Origin of the sequence: Flavobacterium sp., from assembly GCF_031423415.1 — a bacterium.
Classification (GTDB): Bacteria; Bacteroidota; Bacteroidia; order Flavobacteriales; family Flavobacteriaceae; genus Flavobacterium.
This window is the reverse complement of sequence record NZ_JANPFL010000129.1, coordinates 38,197-61,172: the sequence shown is the minus strand read 5'-3', so window position 1 is coordinate 61,172 and position 22,976 is coordinate 38,197. Positions and strand designations below refer to the sequence as shown.

General features: G+C 36.6%; 15 protein-coding genes and 2 tRNA genes. 13 read left to right on the top strand and 4 right to left on the bottom strand.

From position 1 onward, the window contains the following. The 6 genes from RMO83_RS11955 to RMO83_RS11930 all read left to right on the top strand — a co-directional run. Positions 1 to 2,569, top strand: a 2,569-nt coding sequence (locus RMO83_RS11955; protein WP_310559926.1) for a T9SS type A sorting domain-containing protein, incomplete at its 5' end; no start/stop codon positions are given. Positions 2,570 to 2,909: 340 nt separating this feature from the next. Further along, a complete protein-coding gene (locus RMO83_RS11950) occupies positions 2,910 to 3,506 on the top strand; it encodes a hypothetical protein (protein ID WP_310559925.1) in 597 nt (198 codons plus the stop codon). Between the two features lie 52 nt (positions 3,507 to 3,558). Further along, on the top strand, positions 3,559 to 5,211 hold the full coding sequence (locus tag RMO83_RS11945) for an ELWxxDGT repeat protein (protein ID WP_310559924.1): 1,653 nt from the start codon (positions 3,559 to 3,561) through the stop codon (positions 5,209 to 5,211). 117 nt (positions 5,212 to 5,328) lie between these two features. Further along, positions 5,329 to 6,531, top strand: a complete 1,203-nt coding sequence (locus RMO83_RS11940; protein ID WP_310559923.1) for a T9SS type A sorting domain-containing protein — start codon at positions 5,329 to 5,331, stop codon at positions 6,529 to 6,531. Between the two features lie 158 nt (positions 6,532 to 6,689). Beyond that, positions 6,690 to 8,279, top strand: a complete 1,590-nt coding sequence (locus tag RMO83_RS11935; protein ID WP_310559922.1) for an ELWxxDGT repeat protein — start codon at positions 6,690 to 6,692, stop codon at positions 8,277 to 8,279. A gap of 119 nt (positions 8,280 to 8,398) precedes the next feature. Further along, positions 8,399 to 10,174: a T9SS type A sorting domain-containing protein gene (locus RMO83_RS11930; RefSeq protein ID WP_310559921.1), complete on the top strand. Its 1,776-nt coding sequence runs from the start codon at positions 8,399 to 8,401 to the stop codon at positions 10,172 to 10,174. A 67-nt stretch (positions 10,175 to 10,241) separates the two neighbouring features. On the opposite strand, the gene hflX is transcribed toward RMO83_RS11930, so the two are convergent. From hflX to RMO83_RS11910, 4 genes are all read right to left on the bottom strand, one after another. After that, complete coding sequence (gene hflX, locus RMO83_RS11925) at positions 10,242 to 11,474, bottom strand: GTPase HflX (protein WP_310559920.1); 1,233 nt, start codon at positions 11,472 to 11,474, stop codon at positions 10,242 to 10,244. A 61-nt stretch (positions 11,475 to 11,535) separates the two neighbouring features. Further along, the gene (locus RMO83_RS11920; protein ID WP_310559919.1) at positions 11,536 to 12,747 is read right to left on the bottom strand and encodes an MFS transporter; all 1,212 of its coding nucleotides are present in this window, start codon (positions 12,745 to 12,747) and stop codon (positions 11,536 to 11,538) included. A gap of 95 nt (positions 12,748 to 12,842) precedes the next feature. Then, positions 12,843 to 13,886 (bottom strand): Gfo/Idh/MocA family oxidoreductase, encoded by a 1,044-nt coding sequence (locus RMO83_RS11915; protein ID WP_310559918.1) that lies wholly within the window; start codon positions 13,884 to 13,886, stop codon positions 12,843 to 12,845. Between the two features lie 133 nt (positions 13,887 to 14,019). Next, positions 14,020 to 15,087, bottom strand: a complete 1,068-nt coding sequence (locus tag RMO83_RS11910) for an NADH:flavin oxidoreductase/NADH oxidase (RefSeq protein ID WP_310559917.1) — start codon at positions 15,085 to 15,087, stop codon at positions 14,020 to 14,022. A 238-nt stretch (positions 15,088 to 15,325) separates the two neighbouring features. Here RMO83_RS11910 and rseP point away from each other — a divergent pair, with 238 nt between their 5' ends. The 7 genes from rseP to RMO83_RS11875 all read left to right on the top strand — a co-directional run bounded on the left by rseP (position 15,326) and on the right by RMO83_RS11875 (position 22,935). Next, complete coding sequence (rseP, locus tag RMO83_RS11905; RefSeq protein WP_310559916.1) at positions 15,326 to 16,672, top strand: RIP metalloprotease RseP; 1,347 nt, start codon at positions 15,326 to 15,328, stop codon at positions 16,670 to 16,672. 137 nt (positions 16,673 to 16,809) lie between these two features. Then, positions 16,810 to 16,883 (top strand) — tRNA-Asn (locus RMO83_RS11900). A gap of 150 nt (positions 16,884 to 17,033) precedes the next feature. Then, positions 17,034 to 17,105: transfer RNA gene (locus tag RMO83_RS11895), tRNA-Arg, on the top strand. A 344-nt stretch (positions 17,106 to 17,449) separates the two neighbouring features. Next, complete coding sequence (locus RMO83_RS11890; RefSeq protein ID WP_310559915.1) at positions 17,450 to 17,890, top strand: HU family DNA-binding protein; 441 nt, start codon at positions 17,450 to 17,452, stop codon at positions 17,888 to 17,890. 737 nt (positions 17,891 to 18,627) lie between these two features. Next, complete coding sequence (locus RMO83_RS11885; RefSeq protein WP_310559914.1) at positions 18,628 to 20,082, top strand: N-6 DNA methylase; 1,455 nt, start codon at positions 18,628 to 18,630, stop codon at positions 20,080 to 20,082. Beyond that, on the top strand, positions 20,079 to 21,275 hold the full coding sequence (locus tag RMO83_RS11880; RefSeq protein ID WP_310559913.1) for a restriction endonuclease subunit S: 1,197 nt from the start codon (positions 20,079 to 20,081) through the stop codon (positions 21,273 to 21,275). Before RMO83_RS11885 ends, RMO83_RS11880 begins: the two co-directional genes overlap by 4 nt. Position 21,276: 1 nt before the next feature. Next, positions 21,277 to 22,935 carry an ATP-binding protein gene (locus tag RMO83_RS11875; RefSeq protein ID WP_310559912.1) on the top strand — a complete coding sequence of 553 codons (1,659 nt, stop codon included), beginning with the start codon at positions 21,277 to 21,279 and terminating at the stop codon, positions 22,933 to 22,935. Positions 22,936 to 22,976: the final 41 nt, after the last annotated feature.

The window sequence follows — 22,976 nt, the reverse complement described above, 5'->3', positions numbered from 1 at the left end:
TCAGGGAAATAGTATTGCAGTAGATGCCTCTGGAAATTGTTATATTGGCGGCTATTCTTTTTTTCAAAATTATGCCTACCTTCAAATTTTTTATGCTAAATACAATTCGGCAGGGGCGGTTCAATGGACAAAACGAGATGGGGGCACGAGTAGTATTTCAACAAATGAAAACGGGGTACGAGCTATAGCTGTTGATAATTTTGGAAATTCTTACATGACTGGATTTGATAGAACGACTACTTCAAGCGGATCTGCTTTTGTTCGTAAATGCGATCCATCAGGTAATTTGGTATGGCAAAAAAACAGACCCGAATACTCTTTTGGAAATGATATTGTTGTAGATGGAGTTGGAAACAGCTATGTTACTGGCGCTTATGTAGATGTAACAAACTATAGCATTTTTAGCACTAAATACAATGCTGCTGGAGTTGTAGTATGGACCCAAAATGGTAGTGGTGCAGATGCCGATTACGGCGATGGAATTGCTTTAGACGCTCAAGGAAACTGTTTTGTAACAGGTAGATTTCAGCACAATACCGATTTTTCTACCTTGAACATCAGCAATACCAGTAGTGGTATAAGCGATGTATTTGTAGCCAAGTATGACAACAAAGGAAGTGTCGTTTGGTTGCAACAAGCAGGAGAAAGTGGTCAGGATGCGGGTAGCAAGATTGGAGTAGATGCCGCTGGAAATTGTTATATTAACGGGTATTATTCTACCAATGCCACTTTTGGCACAACCACTTTAAATGGAGTAAATTTCAACCCGTTTCTTGCAAAAATTGGCATAACAGCAGCAACTACATTAGGCAGCGCCGTTGTAAAAGGAGAAAATTTTTGTGGCGGTGCGGTGGTTACAGTTGATTTTGCTATAACTGGAAAGTATGATGACGCCAATGCATTTACAGCTCAATTATCAAACGCTTCGGGTTCTTTTAACAGTCCATTAAACATTGGAACGCTGGAATCGCCTTTAAACACAAGTATCTATGCCATTTTACCGCTAACAACACCAGCAGGAACGGGCTATCGCATTCGTGTGGTGAGCAGTAATCCAGCGTTGATTGGTAATGACAACGGAATCGACATTAGAATTAATCAAACCGATTGTAAAAATAATGTTGTAAAATTAGCAACAAGCCCCATTGCTGCTGTAGAATATTTCATCGATACCGATCCAGGAGTTGGTAAAGGGATAGCTTTGAACACAGCTGGAGGACTTTCTGTTTCTGAAACATTCAATATTGCTTTACCCACACTTACTGCGGGATTTCACAACTTATTCATTCGTTCAAAAAATGCGGATGGTATTTGGGGGTTGTATGAGGGTAGGGTTTTTTATGTTCAGCCAGTAACTTTAGTTTTGAACAGCTCGCCGGTTGTTGCTGCCGAATACTTTTTTGACACCGAACCAGGAGTTGGCAGCGGAACAGCAGTAGCTTCATTTAGTTCAGGAAATACGATTAGTGTAACCAAGCCTATTGCCACAACTGGATTGTCTGCTGGATTTCATAATTTGTTTGTTAGAACAAAAGATGCAAAGGGCAAATGGGGTATGTATGAAGGCAGAGTGGTGTACATACAACCAGCGGTAGCAAGTTCCGTTGCAGAACCTATTATTGCAGCAGAATACTTCTTTAATACTGATCCAGGAGTAGGACTTGGTACTGCAATCAATACAGGAGCTGCCGTAAACGAATTGACTTTAAACATCCCTAGTCTGGCAACAAGTCCATTGCAAACGGGCACTCACAATGTATTTATTAGAGTTAAAAACAAAGCAGCTAAATGGGGATTAGCAGAGCGAAGAACGTTTACTATTTGTTCAAATGTATTGGGTTCCCCTGCCATAACAGGTAGTTCAACAATATGCCCCGGCAATACGCTGCAGCTGACAGCAGGCAATGTAACTGGAGCGACATCCTACAAATGGACGGGTCCTAACAACTTTACGGCTACTGGCCAGAGTATTACCATCAATTCGGTCTCGGCGACTAATGCTGGAGTTTACACTGTTGTTGCCTCGAATGAAGCGACAACCTGTGGTGATGGAAATCCAACGAAAATAACAGTAATAGTTGGCACAACCGCAGCACCAACAGGACTTGAAACGCAAACATTTGTTTCGGGAACATTGACCACCATTGTGCTTTCAGGTTCAGGAATCAAATGGTATGCATCAGCATCAGATGCTAGTACAAGAACAAACGTACTGCCAAACACAACGGTTTTAGTTAATAACACTACCTATTACGCTACACAAACCATAAACGGTTGCGAAAGCGCTAGCAGCATAGCAGTGAAGGTAACAGTCACATTAAGCGTTAATGAATTTGATGCAAATGCTTTTACGTATTATCCAAATCCTGTTAGTAACGAATTGAATTTGTCTTATTCTTATGGTTTGACAAGTGTTAAGGTAACTGATGTTTTGGGACGACAAGTATATTTCAAAAAATTGAATGAAGATTCAGTTAAAGTTGATATGACAAACTTGATACGAGGGGTTTATTTTGTGGAAGTAACGTCAAAAGACAGCTCTAAAACCATCAAAGTAATAAAAAAATAGTAACTAAGTTTTAATTTTTACCACTAAATAGGCCGTCATTATTGGCGGCCTTTTTTAATTAATATCTTCACCAGCCTTAAAGGGAATCATAAAGACAGTTTGTGCCAACAGCGTTTTTAATTAATCTCACTAAAAATGTATCAAAATAGTTAATTGCTTGTAAAATGTTAAACAAAAAGTGAATTCTTTAAAACAATGTACAGTTAAGTTAAATATAACACCTACATTAGGCAAATATAAAAACAACATTTTGTAAGCAAAGTTTTCAAAACTTACAACAACCAATAAAGGAGCCAGCCGAAAATCCTGATAAGAGTAGGCAAACCAAAAACAAAAAACCATGAAAAATTATTTAGCAACGTTTACTATTATCTCGGCAACAATGTTATTGTTTTCGTGTTCAGGTGGTGAAACGACGGATGATACCACAAATCCCACAACAGTTTCTGATAATTTGCACTTGGCTTTCAAAACTCCTGATTGGGAGCGAAACATCGATTGTACGCTATTAGATCTTACTCCAACGGTTTATAACGATAGTACTTATGGTGTATCGGCAACATCGGCATCTACCAAGGAAACATTTTGCTTTACCTATCCCAAATACAGTTCAAAAATTGTCAATCCTAAATATTTAAAAAAACATAAAGTAATGTCTATTTATGACAATAACGTACCGTTTCAATTCTCGCAAAAGTTACCATTAAACGAAAACAGTCTAGATGATTTGTCAAAAAAACTGGTTAGTTCTGAGGGTTTTTCAGCCACAGAGTACAATCAAGTAATCGAAGTTAAGTATTTGTCAAGCGAGGCTAATTATGATGTTTTTAGGGTAAAATGCAAGTATGAAATGAAAATGTATTTACCAGCAACACCAGACGTTATCAAACCTGTTTCAGGAACGTTTACCTTCAAGATAAGAGCATTAAAAGGCTAGTTTTCTTTATGATTTTTAAAAAAATGTGAAAATTTATTAAAAAATAGAAATAATGTTATCAAAAAAAGTACTTCTACTATTGTTTTTAAATTTTGTTGTCAATACTGTTCATAGCCAACAATTATTCAAAGATGTTTTTCCGGGATCAACAGATGCTTTTCGAGTTTACCCTTTCCCATTCTGTAATTCAAATGGATTGTTTTTTTTCGACGGATACGGGTCTATTAGCGCAGGCAGTGAACTATGGAAAAGTGATGGAACTTCTAATGGAACTGTCCTTGTTAAGGATATTGCACCGGGCACAAATACTTCGTTTATAAGAAATTTAACAAATGTAAATGGAACCTTATTTTTTAGAGCCTGCACAGACGGAAATAATTATACTTATGAATTATGGAAAAGCGATGGTACACCAGAGGGAACAATGCTGGTTAAAGAGATTAACCCTGGGACTTTTGGATCCGATCCACAAAACTTTATCGCCTTGAAAGGAAATTTATATTTTACCGCTGATGATGGTGTCAATGGTGTTGAACTTTGGAAGAGTGACGGTACAGCAAATGGAACGACCATGGTTAAAGATATTTATCCTGGAAGTTCAAATGGTAATCCTAAAAATTTTACTGTTTTTAATGACGAAATATATTTTCAAGCTAGTGCTGGATTTTCAGGCTCAAATACTGGAGAAACATTATGGAAAACCGATGGATCTACCGCAGGAACAGTTTTAGTTAGTCCCTCCAGTAAAGTTGGCTATCCAGAAGGATTTGTTGTTTCGAATAATTTATTGTTTTTTTCTGCACGCAGCAATACTGCTGGTCGTGAACTTTGGAAAACGGATGGAACAAATTTTGGGACTATGCTGGTAAAAGATATATTTGCAGGTTCGACAAATAATGGATTCCCACAGAAGTTAATGGATGTTAATGGTCAATTATTCTTTTTTGCTACTAACGGCACTTTAGGTTTTGAATTATGGAAAACCGACGGTACAACCGCAGGAACGGAAATTGTAAAGGATATTAATATTGGAACAAAAGGCGGTTACGTTAACACGGTGCCAGATGATTTTACAACAGCCACCTTAGGAAATCAACTCTATTTTAGAGCAGACGATGGTGTTAGTGGAGCTGAACTATGGAAAACCGATGGTACAACCGCAGGAACTATAATGATAAAAGATATAAATCCTGGATTAAATTCATCATTTCCTAATGCGTTTATAAATTTTAAAGATAAACTGTATTTTACAGCAACTGACAATCTAAATGGCACAGAATTGTGGACAAGTGATGGTAGTGCCGCAGGAACAGTTATGTTAAAAAACATTTTCGAAGGCAGTAGCGGCTCCATTCCTTATGCAATGCATATTTATAAAGACAACTTGTATTTTAGTGCGGCTAATTTTCAAAACGGTCGAGAACTTTGGAGTTATAACGGAAATGCTCTTGGGATAAATGAAGAAAGGTGTAACAAATTAAAAGTGAACATTTATCCCAACCCCACATCTACCATTCTTATTTTAAGCGTGGAGGACAATTCAACAATAGACGGCATAGTAATCACTGATTTAACAGGTAGAAAAATAGTAGAGAGTGCCGGAAATACAACATCAATAAACATTGAGAAGCTAGCAAAGGGAATGTATTTTTTACAGGTTTTTTCAGGAAAAGAAAAGTTCCAAACAAAATTTGTCAAGGAGTAAATAATGCTAAACCGTCAGGGCTCATCCCCATTGCTATCGGGACTGAATAGGTTATTTTTTAAAAAGGAGCCAGCCGAAAATCCTAAACAAGAGTAGGCAAGACAAAAAACAAATACCATGAAGAAAATTACAACATTGCTACTAATCGTTTTTGCAATTACGGTACAGGGACAAAACAAATTATTATCGAGTGTCGTCCAATATAACGTGGGAAATGGCGATTGGCAAAATGGCAATGGAAGCAATTATGAATACGATAGCAATAACAATCTAACCTTAGAAACCTCTCTGAATTGGGATAATGGTACTAATTCTTGGAATATTGGCGACAAAAATTTCTACACGTACAATGCTAGTAATAAGGTTACAGAAAATATTTATCAAACAAGTAATACCACAACCAACCAGCTCGAAAATTCATTCAAACAAACATTTACTTACACTAATGGTAGAGTTACTTTAATACAAAATTATGATTGGGTCAATTTGAATTGGGTCATAGGCACTAAGTCAGAAATAGCCTACAACGGCAACAATTTTCCCCAAACAGCGTCGACCTATACCTGGAAAGGAACGCAGTGGGACAACGAATACCGCGAAACACTGACCTATAATGCCAATAATAGAGTGACTACCGATGTAACTGAAAAATGGGATGGAACACAATGGGTTAATGAAACCAAAACAGTATTTACCTTTACGACCAACAACAAAATCTTAAATCAAAAATCGGCCACTTGGGACGTTTTCAATAATTTATGGGTACAAGACGGCAATAAATCCGACTACGAATGGGATGCTACGGGCAACAAAACCATAGAAACAATGTATAATTCATACAATGGCAGCACCTATCAAAGCAAAAACGAATATACCTACGACACCGCTAAACTGATGTCGAGTTTCGCACACCCATTCAAAGACAAAACAGGTTTCGATTATCTTTTTGAAGATGCCCCATTTGTCAATAAAGCACTAGGGTATACTGGTTATTTGTATGATACAGCAACAACTACCTACACCTCTACCGACCGAACCCTTTATAATTATACAAGTGCTATAACGCTTGGTATCGAAAAGGTTGAAATCGCTGACAAAGTCATCACGGTCTATCCTAATCCAACTAAGGATTTCCTAAACATCAAAACCGCATCGAATACCACAGTTGATAAAATTACAGTAAGTGATTTGATGGGTAAAAAAGTGTTGGAGCAAAATAAGACAAACCAACTCAATGTTCAAAACCTAGCCAAGGGAATGTATGTTTTACAGATTCTTGTGGGCGATAACAAAGAAACTAGAAAATTTATTAAGGAATAAAAAAAAACAACCTAGTTCGTCCCGATAACTATCGGGACGAACTGGATTAATACTAAATAAAAGAAGCCAGCCGAAAATTCTGAACAAGAGTAGGTAAAACTTAAATTATAAGTATAATGAAAAATAAAACTACGTTATTAGCTTTTGCATTAGTCATTATGGGTTGGAATGTAAATGCACAACAAACACCTGCATTAATAAAAAACATAAACGATCAAAGTTTAAGCAGTTTTCCTAGTTTATTGACATTAATTGGTCAAAAATTATTTTTTATTGCAAGTAATGTTGAAAACGGACGTGAACTATGGGTAAGTGATGGAGATCCTGGAGGTACTCACTTAGTAAAAGATCTTTCACCTGGTTCCAACGCTAATCCTTTAATAGGCGCATACAGCAGTGGGATTTCTAATCTAATAGAATTAAATGGCTGGGCTTATTTCATTGTTCAAGGAGCTTCACTTTATAAGTCGGACGGCACAGAAGGCGGCACTTTAGAAGTAGCAGCATTTTCAACATCTTCACTTCCTGGTATAGATAGATTAATGGTAAATGTAAATGGTACTTTGTATTTTATGAAAGGAACTACACAAGGTAGTGAATTATGGAAGAGTGATGGTACTAAAGAAGGTACAGTTAAAGTTCATACTATAAACGTGGATAATTATTATTCAAATGGGGGAAAATTTGAAGTAACTAAAACGATTGCCTTAAACAACTTATTAATTTTTGTAGCAGATGACGGGGTAAGCAATCATGAAATTTGGGTAAGTGATGGTAGTAAAGAAGGTACATTTATGATAAAAGATATTCGTCCGGGATCGGAAGGTTCCGACCCTCAATATTTAACAGAGTTTAATGGTGCTATTTATTTTACGGCAAATGATGGAATTCACGGATATGAGCTCTGGAAAACGGATGGAACTCTTGGCGGAACAGAGCTTGTTGTAGATATTGAGGTAGGATATGGAAGCGGTTATCCAGAAAATATAGCGAACGTTAATGGAGAGCTATATTTTTCGGCAAGCGATGGAACATATTATGGACAACCTTGGAAAAGTGATGGCACAGCCAAGGGTACAAAAATGTTTGCAGAGATTGATTCTCGCAGTGATTACCCAAAGAATTTTGTGAGTTTAGGAAGTAAGGTTATTTTTAGTGTCGGTTATGATTCATATCCTCGCGGATTATGGATAACAGATGGTACAAGTATAGGAACAAAACTGTTAAAAAATGTTACAAAACCTGAAGAAATAGTTTCAGATGGATCTACCGCTTATTTTCGAGCAAGTGGTTACGATGGAGGTACTGAACTTTGGAAAACTAATGGTACCGAATTAAGTACCGTTAGAATGAAAGATATATTTCCAGGTTTATCAAATAGTAACCCAAATAATCTGACTTTAATGGGAAGCGGTGTTTTCTTTTCGGCAAATGATGGTGTAAATGGTTTTGAATTATGGAGAAGCAACCTCTTTGCTGAAGGACAGGAATTAAGTACCAATAAAAATAATATTTATAAAAACAGCATTGCGGTTTATCCTAATCCTGCCAAAAATAAAATTAATCTACAATTTCCAAATCAAGTAGCAGTAGATAAAATAAGGATAACTGGCCTAACAGGAAAAGTAATCTTAGAACAAACTATAAATACAACTCAAGTCAATGTAGAAAAACTTGCTATTGGTTTGTATATCATTCAAGCTATTTCAGGAAAAGAATTGTTTCAAACCAAATTTATAAAGGAGTAAATAATGCTAAACCGTCAGGGTTCATACCGATAACTATCGGGACGAACTGGATTAATACTAAACAAAAGGAGCCAGCCGAAAATCCTCATTAGAGTAAGCAAACCAAAAAGCAAAAAACCATGAAAAAAACTTTATTTTATTTATTTGTATTGGTAATTAACCTTACTATACAGGCACAAACCGCAGGTACTTTAGACACAAATTTTGGAACTTCAGGCAGCGTTTTTGCCCCAGCACAAAAAAACTCTTATCCCTATTGTATAGATTTTGAAGCCTATTCGGGAGAGATTGCAATTGCTGGGCAGTACAAGAAAACCGCAAGTTTAACAGTTGGATATGTGGGGCGCTATGACTTTTATGGAAAACCACGCACTGCATTTGGCACTAATGGTGTGTTGGAAATTTCTGATTTAAGCACTACAATCCAAACTGTTTCTGAGGTTTTATTTACGGGTAATTCAAGTTTCTTTGTTCGGGGCACCTACAAAGATGCTTCAAATGCTACGGTATTGTTTTTTAGAAAATATTTAGCCAACGGCACTTTAGATACTAGTTTTGGAACAGGCGGGACACTCATCGGACTTTATGGCGAAATTAATGGAAATTATATCTATTCTTTAAAAACCAATCCAACCACGAAACATCAATATTTAAATCGCTATCATCTAGCCGATGGAACATTAGACGCTACCTTTAATAATAGTGAATTTCCTTTTTTAACCACCGATAGTCGTTTTTATAGTTCTCAATATAGGCATATGAATTTTCAAGCGAATGGTAAAATTGTTTTGTGTGGCTATAAAACGATTAATGCTGTAAATTATCCATTTATAGGAAGATTTGATAGTTTAGGAAATAGTGATACTACTTTTGGCACCAACGGTTATTATACCGGCACCAATCCAGGCGATGCTTGGCAAACTAAAACCCAATCTGACGGTAAAATTGTTTATATTAACACCACAGGTCCTCAAAATGGAACTAATGCCATACTGAATCGCATCAATGCCAATGGAACTGTAGACACTTCTTATGGCACAGCAGGTTCTTTTAATTACACCTATGATTTTGGCGGTAACTATGTTGATAAAATGCTGATGCAATCAGACGACAAAGTACTATTGTGCGGAAGTGTTGCGATGGACGCAAATGGAGTTTCCTCTCTATTTTCCGCAAGAGTTGGAACTACAGGCGTACTTGATTTTAAAAGATTGGATATGCAAAGCCCGTATTCTGAAAACTGGTCTATGGTAATGCCTAATGAAACTTATCTGCTTACATTTGGAGAAACATCAAATGCTGATTACAGTCTCTATACCCCAACCATTCAAAGAATTTTTCTTAAAACACCATTAGTATCAATAATAGGTGATGCTTACCTGAACGGAAATTTCACCAATGATTTGAATATGACTACCCTTGATGGCACTACTTATACACTTAATAATGTAAGCCTAATCTCAGGAAAAGCAGTCAAATTTAGAGTTGACCATGACTGGAGAATTAATTGGGGAGCCGCAGCAACCAACCCTTTTCCTACTGGCAAAGGATTGATGGGAGGACAAGGAGATATTACTATTCCTACAACAGGTATTTATAACGTCAGTTTTAATATTGCTACTGGAGTTTATAATTTCACGAATACCTTGAGTATTGCTAGTTTTGATAAAAACAACATAGTGGTTTACCCTAACCCTGCCAAAAATCAAATTAATCTTCAATTTCCTAATCAAGTTAGGGCAGATAAAATCACGATAACCGATTTAACAGGCAAGAAAGTTTTAGAGCAAAATAATTCTAGCCAAGTAAACGTAAGTAATTTAGCCAAAGGAATGTACGTTATAGAAGCTGTTTCGGGTGAGGAAAAGTTTGTGAGTAAATTTGTGAAGGATTAAGTATTCCTGCGGGATTAAATATATAACAAAAAAAGCCTGTTCATCCGAGCAGGCTTTTTTGTAAAAATTATTCTTTTTCTTCTTTCTCCACAGCATCTTTGTAATCAGGATACAAAAACTTGTTGTAAGGAAATCGTGTGATGTGAATTTGTCTAACGGCTTCGTAAACTCGTTCGCGGAATTCCTCGAAATTTTCTTTATGGGTAGCCGAAATAAACAAGGCGTTTTCTTCGCCCACACGATGCATCCAAGTGGTTTTCCATTCTTCGAGCGTGAAATGTCTTGGTGTTTTTTCGGTCATTAAATCATCCTCGTCAATAGTCAAATGCTTGAAAGCATCGATTTTATTGAAAACCATAATCACCGGTTTGTTGTTCGCTTTGATATCCAATAAAGTTTGGTTTACCGAGGCAATATGATCCTCGAATTCTGGATGCGAAATATCGACAATGTGCAATAACAAATCCGCTTCGCGAACCTCATCGAGCGTACTTTTGAAAGAATCGACCAATTGTGTCGGCAGTTTTCGAATAAATCCAACCGTGTCCGAAAGCAAAAAAGGCAGGTTTTTAATCACCACCTTTCGAACCGTGGTGTCCAAAGTAGCAAAAAGTTTGTTCTCGACAAAAACATCGCTTTTCCCAATGGCATTCATCAAAGTCGATTTTCCAACATTGGTATACCCTACTAAAGCCACACGAACCATTGCGCCACGATTGCCTCTTTGGGTTCCCATTTGTTTGTCGATGGCTTTTATTTTTTCTTTCAATAACGAAATTCGATCCCGAACAATTCGTCTATCGGTTTCAATCTCCGTTTCTCCCGGTCCACGCATCCCGATTCCCCCTTTTTGACGTTCTAAGTGCGTCCAAAGACCCGATAATCTTGGTAACAAATAGATACATTGCGCCAATTCTACCTGCGTTCTAGCATAGGAAGTTTCAGCTCTTTGCGCAAAAATATCAAGGATAAGATTGGTTCTATCGAGGATTTTACAATCTATAATTTTGGAAATATTTTTTTGTTGCGAAGGAGTCAATTCATCATCGAATACTAGACTTGAAATATCATTTTCTTTGACGTAAAGATTGATTTCGTCTATTTTCCCAGTACCTAAAAATGTTTTGGGATTGGGTTTATCCATTTTTTGCCAAAAACGTTTCACCACTTCTCCGCCTGCGGTGAAAGTCAAAAACTCTAATTCGTCTAGATATTCTTTGAGTTTATCCTCACTTTGGTTTTGAGTTACAATGCCAACAATGGCGGTTTTTTCAAAATTTATTATTTCTTTTTCTAACATGTCTTTGAATAAGTTGCAAATTTAATGATTTGTGAGGGACTTATGGACATTGCGTTGCAATCTATTCCATTGCCTTCACTCTTTTGACCAAGAAGGCAATCAAAATTCCGAACATTCCGATAAAAGCGAATGAATATCGTAAACCAAATAGTTCTGAAATATGTCCAATAACGGGTGGACCCAATAAAAAACCCAGAAAACTTACACTGGAAACTGCCGTTAGTGCTTCTCCTGTTGGAATTGTTGGATGCTTTCCTGCAATACTGTAAAGCGTTGGAATAACGGTAGAAACGCCCAATCCTACAATCATAAAAGCAATAGTACACGGAATGATATAGGGGAAAATCACCGCCATATACAAACCAAAAGAAATCATCACTCCACTGATTTGCATCACGGTTTTTCGCCCAAATTTGTTGATTAAATGATCTCCAAAGAATCGTCCGCTAGCCATCATTATCATAAAAGAGGTATAACCAACAACAATTAGTGAGCCAGGAGCTTTTACAATATCTTTGAAATAAACACCACTCCAATCGAACATAATTCCTTCGCTCGCCATACTGCAAAAACCAATAACTCCTAATAAAACCAAGGACATATCGGGTTTTCTGAATGTTTTTTTCTTTTCAGGATGCACTTTTTCTTTAGCTTTTATTAAATATTTGAAATTGATGGTGACCAACAGTAAAACAACGAAAGCCACAATGACAAAGTGCATATAAGTTGTACTATTTAGCGCCAACATTCCTAGTCCAACTAAAGCTCCGGTGAACCCAGCCAAACTCCACATTCCGTGAAAAGAAGACATAATCGCTTTTCTGAAAAGTCCTTCGGTGTAAACTCCTTGCGTGTTGATTGAAATATTAGTCAAGTTGCCAAAGATGCCAAAAGCAACTAAAGCAAGAGCCAATTGCCAGGCATTTTGAGCCAAACCGATATTCGTTAAACTAAAAGCATATAGTAAGGCTGCAAAAAGGAGAACGCGATCACTGCCAAAACGAGTCACTAATTTGCCCGAAAAAAACATCATGATCAACTGACCCACTGGCAATGCAAATAAAATTGTTCCTAGTTCGCCATCACTCAATTGCAAATCCGCTTTGATGGTAGGAATTCGGCTTGCCCAAGTGGCAAAAGATAAACCCATCCCAAAATAAAACATCGAAACGCCCCAACGAATTCGGTTTAAATACGATTGTTTGGCGTCTAGATACGATTTCTTGTACTTGCCTTTCGTTTTGTAAATACCGATAAAATTAAAATACTGCAAATCGTTTTATTTTAAAATTGAATCTGCAAAAATACAAAATCAATCTGTTTGTGTTTGTCGTTTCCTTTTTAAACGGAACAATACAACGTTATTGTTTATAAATCGATCACTCTTTTTTGCGCGCTACTTTGAAAAGCCGCTTCTATAATTCGCATCACGTTTACACCATTTTGAGCCGTCACCGGCTCCAATTGATCATTGGCAATGGCTTGATAAACGCCTTCAAAAAAGTCATAATAATTTCCTTGAAGCGTTGGTACTTTTTCCCTGATAATTTTCCCGTCAATTTCGGTATGCAAAAGCCCTTCTCGGCCTTCTTTTTCAGTTCCCCAACTAGTCAAATTGGGTTTTTTACCTAGTTTCAATTCGTCTTCCTGTACATCGCCACGCGATTTTAAAAAAGAACCTTTTTTGCCGTGAACCACATAGGAAGGATTTGGTTCTCTGACTAAAAACCCCGCTTTCAATCGCACTCTAAAATCCGAATAATACAATAAAACATCCAGATAATCATCAACTACTGAGTTTTCTCTTATGATTCGAATATCGGCAAAAACGGCATTGGGCAAACCAAACAAACACAAAGCTTGGTCAATAATATGTGGTCCCAAATCCTTCATAATTCCAGAACCCGAATTGACGGTTTCCTTATGCACTTTTGGACTCAAAACAGGATTGTATCGGTCAAAATGAAACTCGGCTTCGACGATTTCGCCCAACAATTTCTCGTCAAGAATTTTCTTCACAGTTTTGAATTCACTGTCCCATCTTCGGTTTTGAAAAACAGACAATTTCAACCCTTTTTCTTTGGCCAAAGCTGTTAATTCCATTGCTTCGGCAACGTTTGATGTAAATGCTTTTTCGACAATGGCATGTTTTCCAGCCAGCAAAACTTTTTTGGCATACTCAAAATGAGTGTCAATGGGCGTGTTGACGATAACCAAATCGATACTTTTGTCCTCCAAAATCGATTCCAAACTTGGATAACTTCTGACTTCAGGATAATCTTGTTGGATTAGTTTTTTGCTTCTTTCCCAAGAACCCAAGAGTTCAAAACCGGGATGAAGTTCCAGAAACGGAGCGTGAAAAACTTTTCCAGACATTCCGTATGATAAGAGTGCTGTTTTTATTATTTGCATTTTGTTTGCTTTAAAATCCAACTATATTTAAAATTGAAACTTCTATGACCTTAAATGCCTTATATGTTTCAAAAATTTACCATATAAGGCATTTAAGGTCATTTAAGATGTGATTAATTTGTGTTATTCGTGTTTAAATTTTTGCTCTTTCGTATTGTTTTGGCCATTGTATATCGACACCCAGTTCTTTGGCAAAATTCAATGCCAAGTTTGGATCTCTCAAAGATTCTCTGGCGAACAAAACCAAGTCGGCTTTTCCTGTTGCGACAATTTCTTCTGCTTGAGAGGCTTCCGTGATTAATCCGACAGCTCCAGTCAAAATTCCGGATTCTTTTTTGATGCTGCCAGCAAAAGGAACTTGATAATTGGGTCCCAAAGGAATTTGCTGATGTGACACTAATCCGCCAGAAGAAACGTCTATTAAATCCACGCCTTTTCCTTTCAGAATTTTCGAAAGTTGTACCGATTCGTCGATGTTCCATCCGCCATCCGCCCAATCAGTAGCTGAGATTCTGACGAACAAAGGTAAATTATCAGGCCATTCGGATTGCACGGCTTCGAGAACTTCGAGAAGCAAACGGATTCTGTTTTCGAAACTTCCGCCGTATTCGTCCGTTCTGAAATTGGATAATGGCGAAAGGAATTCGTGTAATAAATAGCCGTGAGCGGCATGGATCTCAATGACTTGAAAACCAGCTTTCAAAGCTCTTTTGGTCGCTGATTTGAAATCGGAAATTACTTTTTGAATCCCTATTTTGTCTAAAGCAATTGGCGCTTTTTCGTTCGAATGATACCCAACCGCGCTTGGTGCAACGGCATTCCAACCACCGTTGGTTTCGTCTAATTTTTTGTTGCCGTTCCAAGGTTCTGAAACGCTTGCTTTCCTTCCGGCGTGTGCCAATTGAATTCCCGGAATTGAATTTTGGGAAAGTATAAACTGATTGATGACCTGCATTTTTTCAATATGTTCGTTTTTCCAAAGCCCTAAATCACTTGGAGAAATTCGTCCTTCGGGAGAAACAGCAGTCGCTTCCTGAATGATTAAAGCCGCTCCACCACTGGCTCGGCTTCCTAAATGTACGAGATGCCAATCGTTGGCAAATCCATCCTCCGAGGAGTATTGACACATTGGCGAAATGGTGATTCTGTTTTTCAATGTGATGCTTTTTATCGAAAGAGGTAAAAATAATTTAGAAGACATAGTATTGTTTTTTATAGGTAAAATAACACAAAAAAGCACTGGTTTTGTAACAAAAAGTAAAGTTAAGACACATATGGTGTAGTAAAAAAGGAAAAGCCACAATTATTAACAAATAATTATCGTCTGCCAAAAAGGAAACCTTTGGAACTAAAATAGAAAACCTTACTTTTGTGCGCTTTACAAAATTTAATTAATAGGAGGATGAGGTGATTGCACCGTTCCTCGCAATGACAAATAAATGGAAATAGTTATCAAGCTTTCTCAATTTTTATTGAGCTTATCATTACTGATTATACTTCACGAATTAGGACATTTTATTCCTGCCAAAATATTTAAGACCCGAGTAGAAAAGTTCTACTTGTTTTTTGACGTAAAATATTCATTGCTTAAAAAGAAAATTGGCGAAACCGAATACGGAATTGGTTGGTTGCCTCTAGGTGGTTACGTGAAAATTTCTGGAATGATTGACGAAAGTATGGACAAGGAACAAATGGCTTTGCCTCCGCAACCTTGGGAATTTCGCTCGAAACCCGCTTGGCAACGTTTGATTATTATGTTAGGTGGTGTTACTGTAAACTTTATATTGGCGTTTATCATTTATATCGGGATGGCTTTTGCTTATGGTGACAACTATATTGATAATAGCTCTTTAAAAGATGGAATCTGGGTTACCAGTCCAGTTGTTGAAAATACAGGAATTAAAACAGGAGACCGCATTGTGTCAGTCGATGGCAAAAAAGTAGAGCGATTTGTTCCGTCGGTTTCTTTGGACATTTTAACCTCAAAAGTGGTTGTTATAGAAAGAAACGGAGCGGAAAAGACAATCAATATGCCGGTCAATTTTATTGGCAAATTTTTAGATTCTGATAAAAAAGGCGTGATTACTTTAAGAATGCCTTTTGTAGTGGGTGGATTGTCTGATACTTCTAAAAACAAAGAAGTATTAAAACCAAAAGATATGATTGTTTCTCTAAATGGAATTCCAATAAAATATTTTGACCAAGCAGCCACTGTATTAAACGCTAATAAAGGCAAAAAAATTCTTGCCGTTGTTTTAAGAAATCTGAAAGAAACTCCACTAACTGTTGAGGTTAACAATCAAGGAAAATTAGGAGTTGGCTTGGGTTCTTTGACCGAAGACAACCTTAAAAAATTAGGATATTATACTATTAGTAAAGAAAAATACAGCTTTTTCGAATCGATTCCAGTAGGAGTTGAAAAAGGACAAGATCAATTAGCAGGATACGGAAAGCAACTGAAAATGATTTTTAATCCCAATACTGGTGCATATAAGGGTGTGGGTGGATTTGCAGCGATTTATAATATTTTCCCAAGCAATTGGAGCTGGGAAGTGTTTTGGAATATTACCGCTTTATTGTCAATAATGCTTGGCGTGATGAATTTATTGCCTATTCCGGCTCTTGATGGCGGTCACGTTATGTTTTTATTATACGAAATGATTAGCGGCCGAAAACCTAGCGACAAGTTCCTAGAGAACGCCCAAATGGTTGGTTTCTTTCTACTTATAACGTTGTTATTGTTTGCCAATGGGAACGATATTTACAAGGCGATTGTAGGGAAATAATTTTTTTTGAATTTTTGTCCTGTTTTATTTGTGAAAAATAATTTAAACCTTATATTTGCAACCGCTTAAACAAACAACAATTACTAGTTAAAGCAACATAAAACGTTCATTCCAAACAAAGAATAAAAAATACAGTTTCCTTCTTAGCTCAGTTGGTTAGAGCATCTGACTGTTAATCAGAGGGTCCTTGGTTCGAGCCCAAGAGAGGGAGCAAAAAGCTAGTCGCAAGACTAGCTTTTTTTGTTTATATTTGGTTGTAAATCTTTAGTAAGTCAATATCAAATCTTACTAAACATTCTGAAATAAGCCAAAAATTACCACTTAAATACATTTTAAGTTATTATTTTAGTACTCATTTTCCAGCCCCGTAGTTCAACGGATAGAATGGGAGTTTCCTAAACTTTTGATCCGAGTTCGATTCTCGGCGGGGCTACTTGAAAGATTATCAGGGATGATAGTCTTTTTTTATATCACTATTTCAAAGTATGCAGCCACATTTTTCAACTTCCAAAACTTTGAAAAAGAGATTCAAGACCTTTTATTTTTTCAAATATTTTATTTTGTAGAAAAAGTAGAAATAAATTTACTTTTTTTGTTAACAATATAGTTTAAAATCAAAATTGAGTTTTAAATACAAATTTATTTTAAAAAACTGAATATCAATTATTTAAAACATAAATGATCCATAGACGAATTATAAAGCTACATTAAGTATTGTGAATAACTTTGGCTTTTTTTATCACAAGAATATCCTAACTTTGGATTGTCAGTTAGACATTGGTAGTCAATGTACTAAGGCAAATATCTTTTTATTCATTTAATACCATAAACGAAATGGCAATTAAATTCAAAGTACTTCCTCGGAAGAATCCTCAGGATGCCGCAGCACCTGAGAAGTTTTATGCCGCTGCAATTGCAGATGGCAATGTCGATTTGGATAGGCTCGCGGAGCTGATTTCCTATCAATGTACGGTTACCGAAACCGACTGTTATGCCGTGTTGATGGCTTTAGAACACAACATCGTTGGCGAACTAGGTCAAGGTAGAATCGTGAAACTGGGCAGATTGGGTAATTTTCAGGTGGGCCTTAGCTCCAAAGGAAGTGTGACCGCTGCTGAAGTTTCGGCAACCGCCATCACCAAGAGTCGTATTTTGTTCCGTCCTGGAAAAAAATTGCGCTCTATGTTGAATGACGTATCCTTCAAAAAAGCTGGCTAGCACCTCACTTTTTTGATTGTTTTTTTGATGTAAGACCTCGGGTATTTCAGTGCCCGAGGTCTTTTTTTTGATCTATTTTCTACGAAAACTTTCGTCAATTCGTCCCGACGAGATAAATGTTTCGTCCTGACGAAGCAAAAAGTTAGTCCTGATGAAGTGAAAATCCCGTCGGGACCAATTGAAAACAACCAATTATGTCGCACTTTTCACTAAAAACTATCGCACTGTTGATTTTTTTAGAGGGAATGGTGGCTTTATATTACCTTTTTTTGCACTCAAAAACCGCTCTTTCCTTCCCTTTTTTCCATAAAAAAAGCTCAAAATCACTGGCTAGCACCTCGTTTTTTTGAGCGAATTTTTAATGTAAGACCTCGAGTAATTTCAGTTACCGTTTCGAATTACGGGTTAAATGTAGTGAAATGTTGTAAAATGTGGAACAAATTTTAATTTTTTTTTGATAGTTTTAAACTATTTTTAAACTACAAGTAAACTAAAGTTAATCTGGACCTTGCTCCTTTTGTCGCTGCTCCTTATTGAAATTATTTTCCTCTTTTACGGTTTCTCGTAAAGTAATTAAAACCAGATGATTTATTTTCGCAGGAATAGTTTATTTCCACGCCCAATATGTAGTTCATTGTAGTTGTTTTTCTATAAATTAGCCGAAGAAATTGATTAAGAAGATTTCTTGAGTTAAAATTATCAAGATAAATTAACCCCATAAACACAAATAAGAATTAATGTTTCAACAGACCTTTAAGAATATAGATGACATCCTGCACAAAGACGCTGGTTGTGGAAGTGAATTAGATTATGTAGAGCAAACCTCTTGGGTATTGTTCCTTAAATATCTGGACGATCTAGAGAAAGACAAAGCCACTGCTGCTGAACTTACGGGCAAAATATACACGCCCATCATTGCTCCTGAATACCAATGGAACACTTGGGCTTCTCCAAAAGACGACGAAGGCAAACTCGACCACCACAAAGCTTTAACCGGCGACGATTTAGAAGACTTTGTAAACATTCAACTGTTTCCTTATTTCAAAAAATACAAACAGTCTGCCGAAAGTGCCGACACCATAGAATACAAGATAGGCGAGATTTTCTCCGAGCTGAAAAACCGCATACAAAGCGGCTACAACTTGCGCGAAATCATAAACCGCATAGACGAACTCCGTTTTCGTACCCACGCCGAGAAGCACGAAATGAGCCACCTCTACGAGGACAAGATTAAGAATATGGGCAACGCAGGGCGTAACGGTGGCGAATACTACACGCCTCGTCCTTTGATTAAAACCATTATAAAAGTGGTTGCTCCCGAGATAGGACAAACCGTTTATGACGGTGCTGTAGGTAGCGCAGGTTTCTTATGTGAAGCGTTCGATTATCTAATGAAAAGTCGAAAGTTGACCACGACTGATATTACTACTTTACAGAAAAAGACCTTTTACGGCAAAGAGAAAAAATCTCTGGCTTATATCATTGGCACAATGAATTTAATACTCCACGGAGTCGAAGCACCTAACATTGTGCATACAAACACCCTTGCCGAAAACCTTGCCGACATACAAGAAAAAGACCGCTATGATGTAATTCTTGCCAACCCGCCTTTTGGAGGAAAAGAACGTGCCGAAGTACAACAAAACTTCCCTATAAAAACAGGAGAAACTGCTTCGCTGTTCTTGCAGCATTTTATTAAAATACTCAAAGCAGGAGGTAAAGCTGGCGTGGTTATTAAAAACACTTTTTTGAGCAATACCGACAATGCCTCTGTGAGTTTGCGAAAGGTATTACTGGAAAACTGCAACCTACATACGGTGTTAGATTTACCTGCCGGAACTTTTACGGGTGCAGGAGTGAAAACTGTAGTCTTGTTTTTTGAAAAAGGAAGTGCTACCAGAAAGGTTTGGTTTTACCAACTGAATTTGGATAGAAACCTAGGCAAGACCAATTCACTTAACGAAAAAGATTTGGCTGACTTTGTAGCACTGCAAAAAACCAAAGCCGACAGCGAAAACTCTTGGTCTATTGATGTTAAATTGCTTGACCAGAATACTTTTGATTTAAGTGCCAAAAACCCAAACAAAAAAGAAGAAGCTGCCTTGCGCAAACCTGCTGAAATTTTAGAAGAAATAAAAGCATTGGACGAAGAAAGTGCCGATATTTTACACTCAATTTTAGAACTGATATGAAACAAGGTTGGGAAATAAAAAAGCTAGTAGATGTATGTATTGTTGAACGAGGAAGTTCCCCAAGGCCTATTGAAAAATTTCAGACTGATAGCCAGGATGGAGTAAACTGGATTAAAATTGGAGACACTAAAGGAGTAGATAAATACATATATACAACGAAGGAGAAAATCACAAAAGAAGGAGCTGAAAAGTCAAGGTACGTAAAGGAAGGGGATTTTATTTTATCAAATTCTATGTCATTTGGTAAGCCATTCATTATGAAAACCGATGGTTATATTCACGATGGTTGGTTTGTTTTGCACTTACATAAATTCATAGACACTGAATATTTTTTCAACCTTCTTTCATCACCTTATGTCAATGATCAATTTCATAAGTTGGCAAGTGGCTCAGTAGTAAAAAATATAAGTGGTGATTTAGTTAAGAAAGTTATTTTACCAATTCCTCCACTTCACGAGCAAAAACGAATCGTAGCCATCTTAGACGAAGCCTTTGCCGCCATAGCCAAGGCTAAAGCCATTGCAGAACAAAACCTCAAAAACTCCAAAGAGCTTTTTGAAAGTTATTTGCAAGGGGTGTTTGAGAATAAAGGAGAAGGTTGGGTAGAGAAAACTTTGGGAGATATAGGGAAACCTTCTATGTGCAAAAGAATACTAAAAGAGCAAACTTCTTCCGACGGCGATATTCCTTTTTACAAAATCGGAACCTTTGGGAAAACACCTAACGCCTATATTTCTAAAGATATATACGACCTGTATCGCACGAAATTTTCATTTCCAAAAAAAGGTGACATTCTTATATCTGCCTCAGGAACCATAGGAAGGCGTGTTCGGTACAATGGGGAACCTGCCTTTTTTCAGGATTCAAATATTGTTTGGATTGATAATGATGAAACACAAGTTCTTAATGACTACCTATATGTTTTTTATGAATTTTGTGATTGGCAGCCATCTAAAGGAGCTACAATAGCAAGACTATACAATAGCAACCTGACAAGTATAAAAATAGCTTTTCCAAAATCATTAAAAGAACAACAAATCACCATTCAAAAACTCGATGCTCTTTCATTAGAAACAAAAAGACTAGAAGCCATTTACCAACAAAAAATAAATGATTTAGAGGAGCTAAAAAAGAGTGTGTTGCAAAAGGCGTTTAGTGGGGAGTTAAAAACAGTAAATAAAGTACTTTTGTAATATGGAAGAAAGTCAAAATTTAGATAAAAAATCACTACGGTTTCTAAAAGGTAAAAATACTGATTGGGATGAAATTTCTAAAGATTGCGTTGCTTTTGCCAATGCTCAGGGAGGCTTTATTTATATTGGTATCGAAAATGAAGATGCTCTCCCACCAATTAATCAAAAAATTACAGATAAAAACATACCTGAAACTATTCAAAAAAATATTGTTCAGCGTACCGTAAATGTTGCAGTAGCAATTACTATAAATGTAGCCGATAATAAAGCCGAGTTTATTAAAATACAAGTTTTTAGAAACGCACAAACGATTGCATCTACAACTGACGGCAAATATTACATTAGGGTTTCTGACGAGTGCCGTCCTATTCCACCCGATGAAATGGCTCGATTAGCTGCCGATAAAAATGCTTTTGTGTGGGAAGAACAGACTACAAAAAAGGTCAACAAATTAAAAGTTGATGAAAAAAAGAAAGTAACATTTTTGACTGATATACGAAAATCTCAGCGAGTTAGTTCCTTTATAAAAGAAATGTCGGATGATGAAATTCTTGAATTTTATTTTCTTAAAAAGGGCGACCTTCTTACCAACTTGGGAATTTTATGGATTGGCGAGAGAAATGATAGGGCTTCTTTGTTATATCCACCTGCAATTCAAATTATTCGTTACAACGAAAATGATGAAAAGGTTTGGAAACTTTTATTAGACGATTATTTCTTAAACCCCAAAGAATTGCTGGACAAAGTGCTAAACGATGTTCCTGATTGGCAAGAGAGTATGGAGGTTTCAGAAGGTATGTTTAGAAAAAACATTCCATTTTTTCCAATTGAGGTAGTGAGAGAATTGGTTGTAAATGCATTGGTGCACAGGACCTACACTACGAGAGGTGATATTTTTATTAATATTTTTCCAGACAAATTAGAGATACATAGTCCTGGTCGTTTGCCATATGGTGTAACCCCTAAAAATATTTTAAGTCAATCCATTAGACGAAACGAACAACTCTCCAAAATTTTCTACGATTTAGGATTAATGGAAAAAGAAGGTAGCGGATACGATTTGGTTTATGCTAAATTATTAGGTTCAGGAAAACCACTTCCAATAGTAACTGAAACAGATGAAAGAGTTACTGTTATTATTAAAAAGCAATTTATAAGCAAAGAGGTAGTTCGATTGATGGATAAAGCAAGTTCAGAGTTTAATTTAAAACAGAAGGAAATTATTTCATTTGGATTACTTGCTCAACAACAATCTTATAGTGCAACAGAAGTATCTAAAATTTTAAATCAAAGTGAGGAACAAGGTTTAAGAAATTGGTTAGGTAGATTGGTAGAACTGGAACTTATTTTAAAGTCTGGAAAGGGTAAGGGAACGCAGTATTCCGTAAACCCCGAGTTTATTCGCAAAATTGATTTTAAAGGTAAAACGAATCTTAAAAATATTGAAGATTACAGATTGGAAGAGTTAATTTATAAAGACATTTCAGCTTATCCTAATAGTGGATTTAGTGATATTCATAAACGTATTGGCGAAGAAATAAATCAATATAAAGTGAAACGGATGTTGAAAAATATGGTAGAAAGAGATGTTTTAGGAATAACTGGAGAAACAAGAGGAATGAAATATCATTTAAAGCAAAACCTGCAAGAAAACGAATAAATGCTTTAAATCTGCTTTAATTAAAACGATCTCTATTGAGT

Bases quoted from the DNA above. Each gene is read 5' to 3' on its own strand.
- RMO83_RS11950 (WP_310559925.1), top strand. From the start codon at position 2,910: ATGAAAAATTATTTAGCAACGTTTACTATTATCTCGGCAACAATGTTA.
- RMO83_RS11945 (WP_310559924.1), top strand. From the start codon at position 3,559: ATGTTATCAAAAAAAGTACTTCTACTATTGTTTTTAAATTTTGTTGTC.
- RMO83_RS11940 (WP_310559923.1), top strand. From the start codon at position 5,329: ATGAAGAAAATTACAACATTGCTACTAATCGTTTTTGCAATTACGGTA.
- RMO83_RS11935 (WP_310559922.1), top strand. From the start codon at position 6,690: ATGGGTTGGAATGTAAATGCACAACAAACACCTGCATTAATAAAAAAC.
- RMO83_RS11930 (WP_310559921.1), top strand. From the start codon at position 8,399: ATGAAAAAAACTTTATTTTATTTATTTGTATTGGTAATTAACCTTACT.
- hflX (WP_310559920.1), bottom strand. From the start codon at position 11,474: ATGTTAGAAAAAGAAATAATAAATTTTGAAAAAACCGCCATTGTTGGC.
- RMO83_RS11915 (WP_310559918.1), bottom strand. From the start codon at position 13,886: ATGCAAATAATAAAAACAGCACTCTTATCATACGGAATGTCTGGAAAA.
- RMO83_RS11910 (WP_310559917.1), bottom strand. From the start codon at position 15,087: ATGTCTTCTAAATTATTTTTACCTCTTTCGATAAAAAGCATCACATTG.
- rseP (WP_310559916.1), top strand. From the start codon at position 15,326: ATGGAAATAGTTATCAAGCTTTCTCAATTTTTATTGAGCTTATCATTA.
- RMO83_RS11885 (WP_310559914.1), top strand. From the start codon at position 18,628: ATGTTTCAACAGACCTTTAAGAATATAGATGACATCCTGCACAAAGAC.
- RMO83_RS11880 (WP_310559913.1), top strand. From the start codon at position 20,079: ATGAAACAAGGTTGGGAAATAAAAAAGCTAGTAGATGTATGTATTGTT.
- RMO83_RS11875 (WP_310559912.1), top strand. From the start codon at position 21,277: ATGGAAGAAAGTCAAAATTTAGATAAAAAATCACTACGGTTTCTAAAA.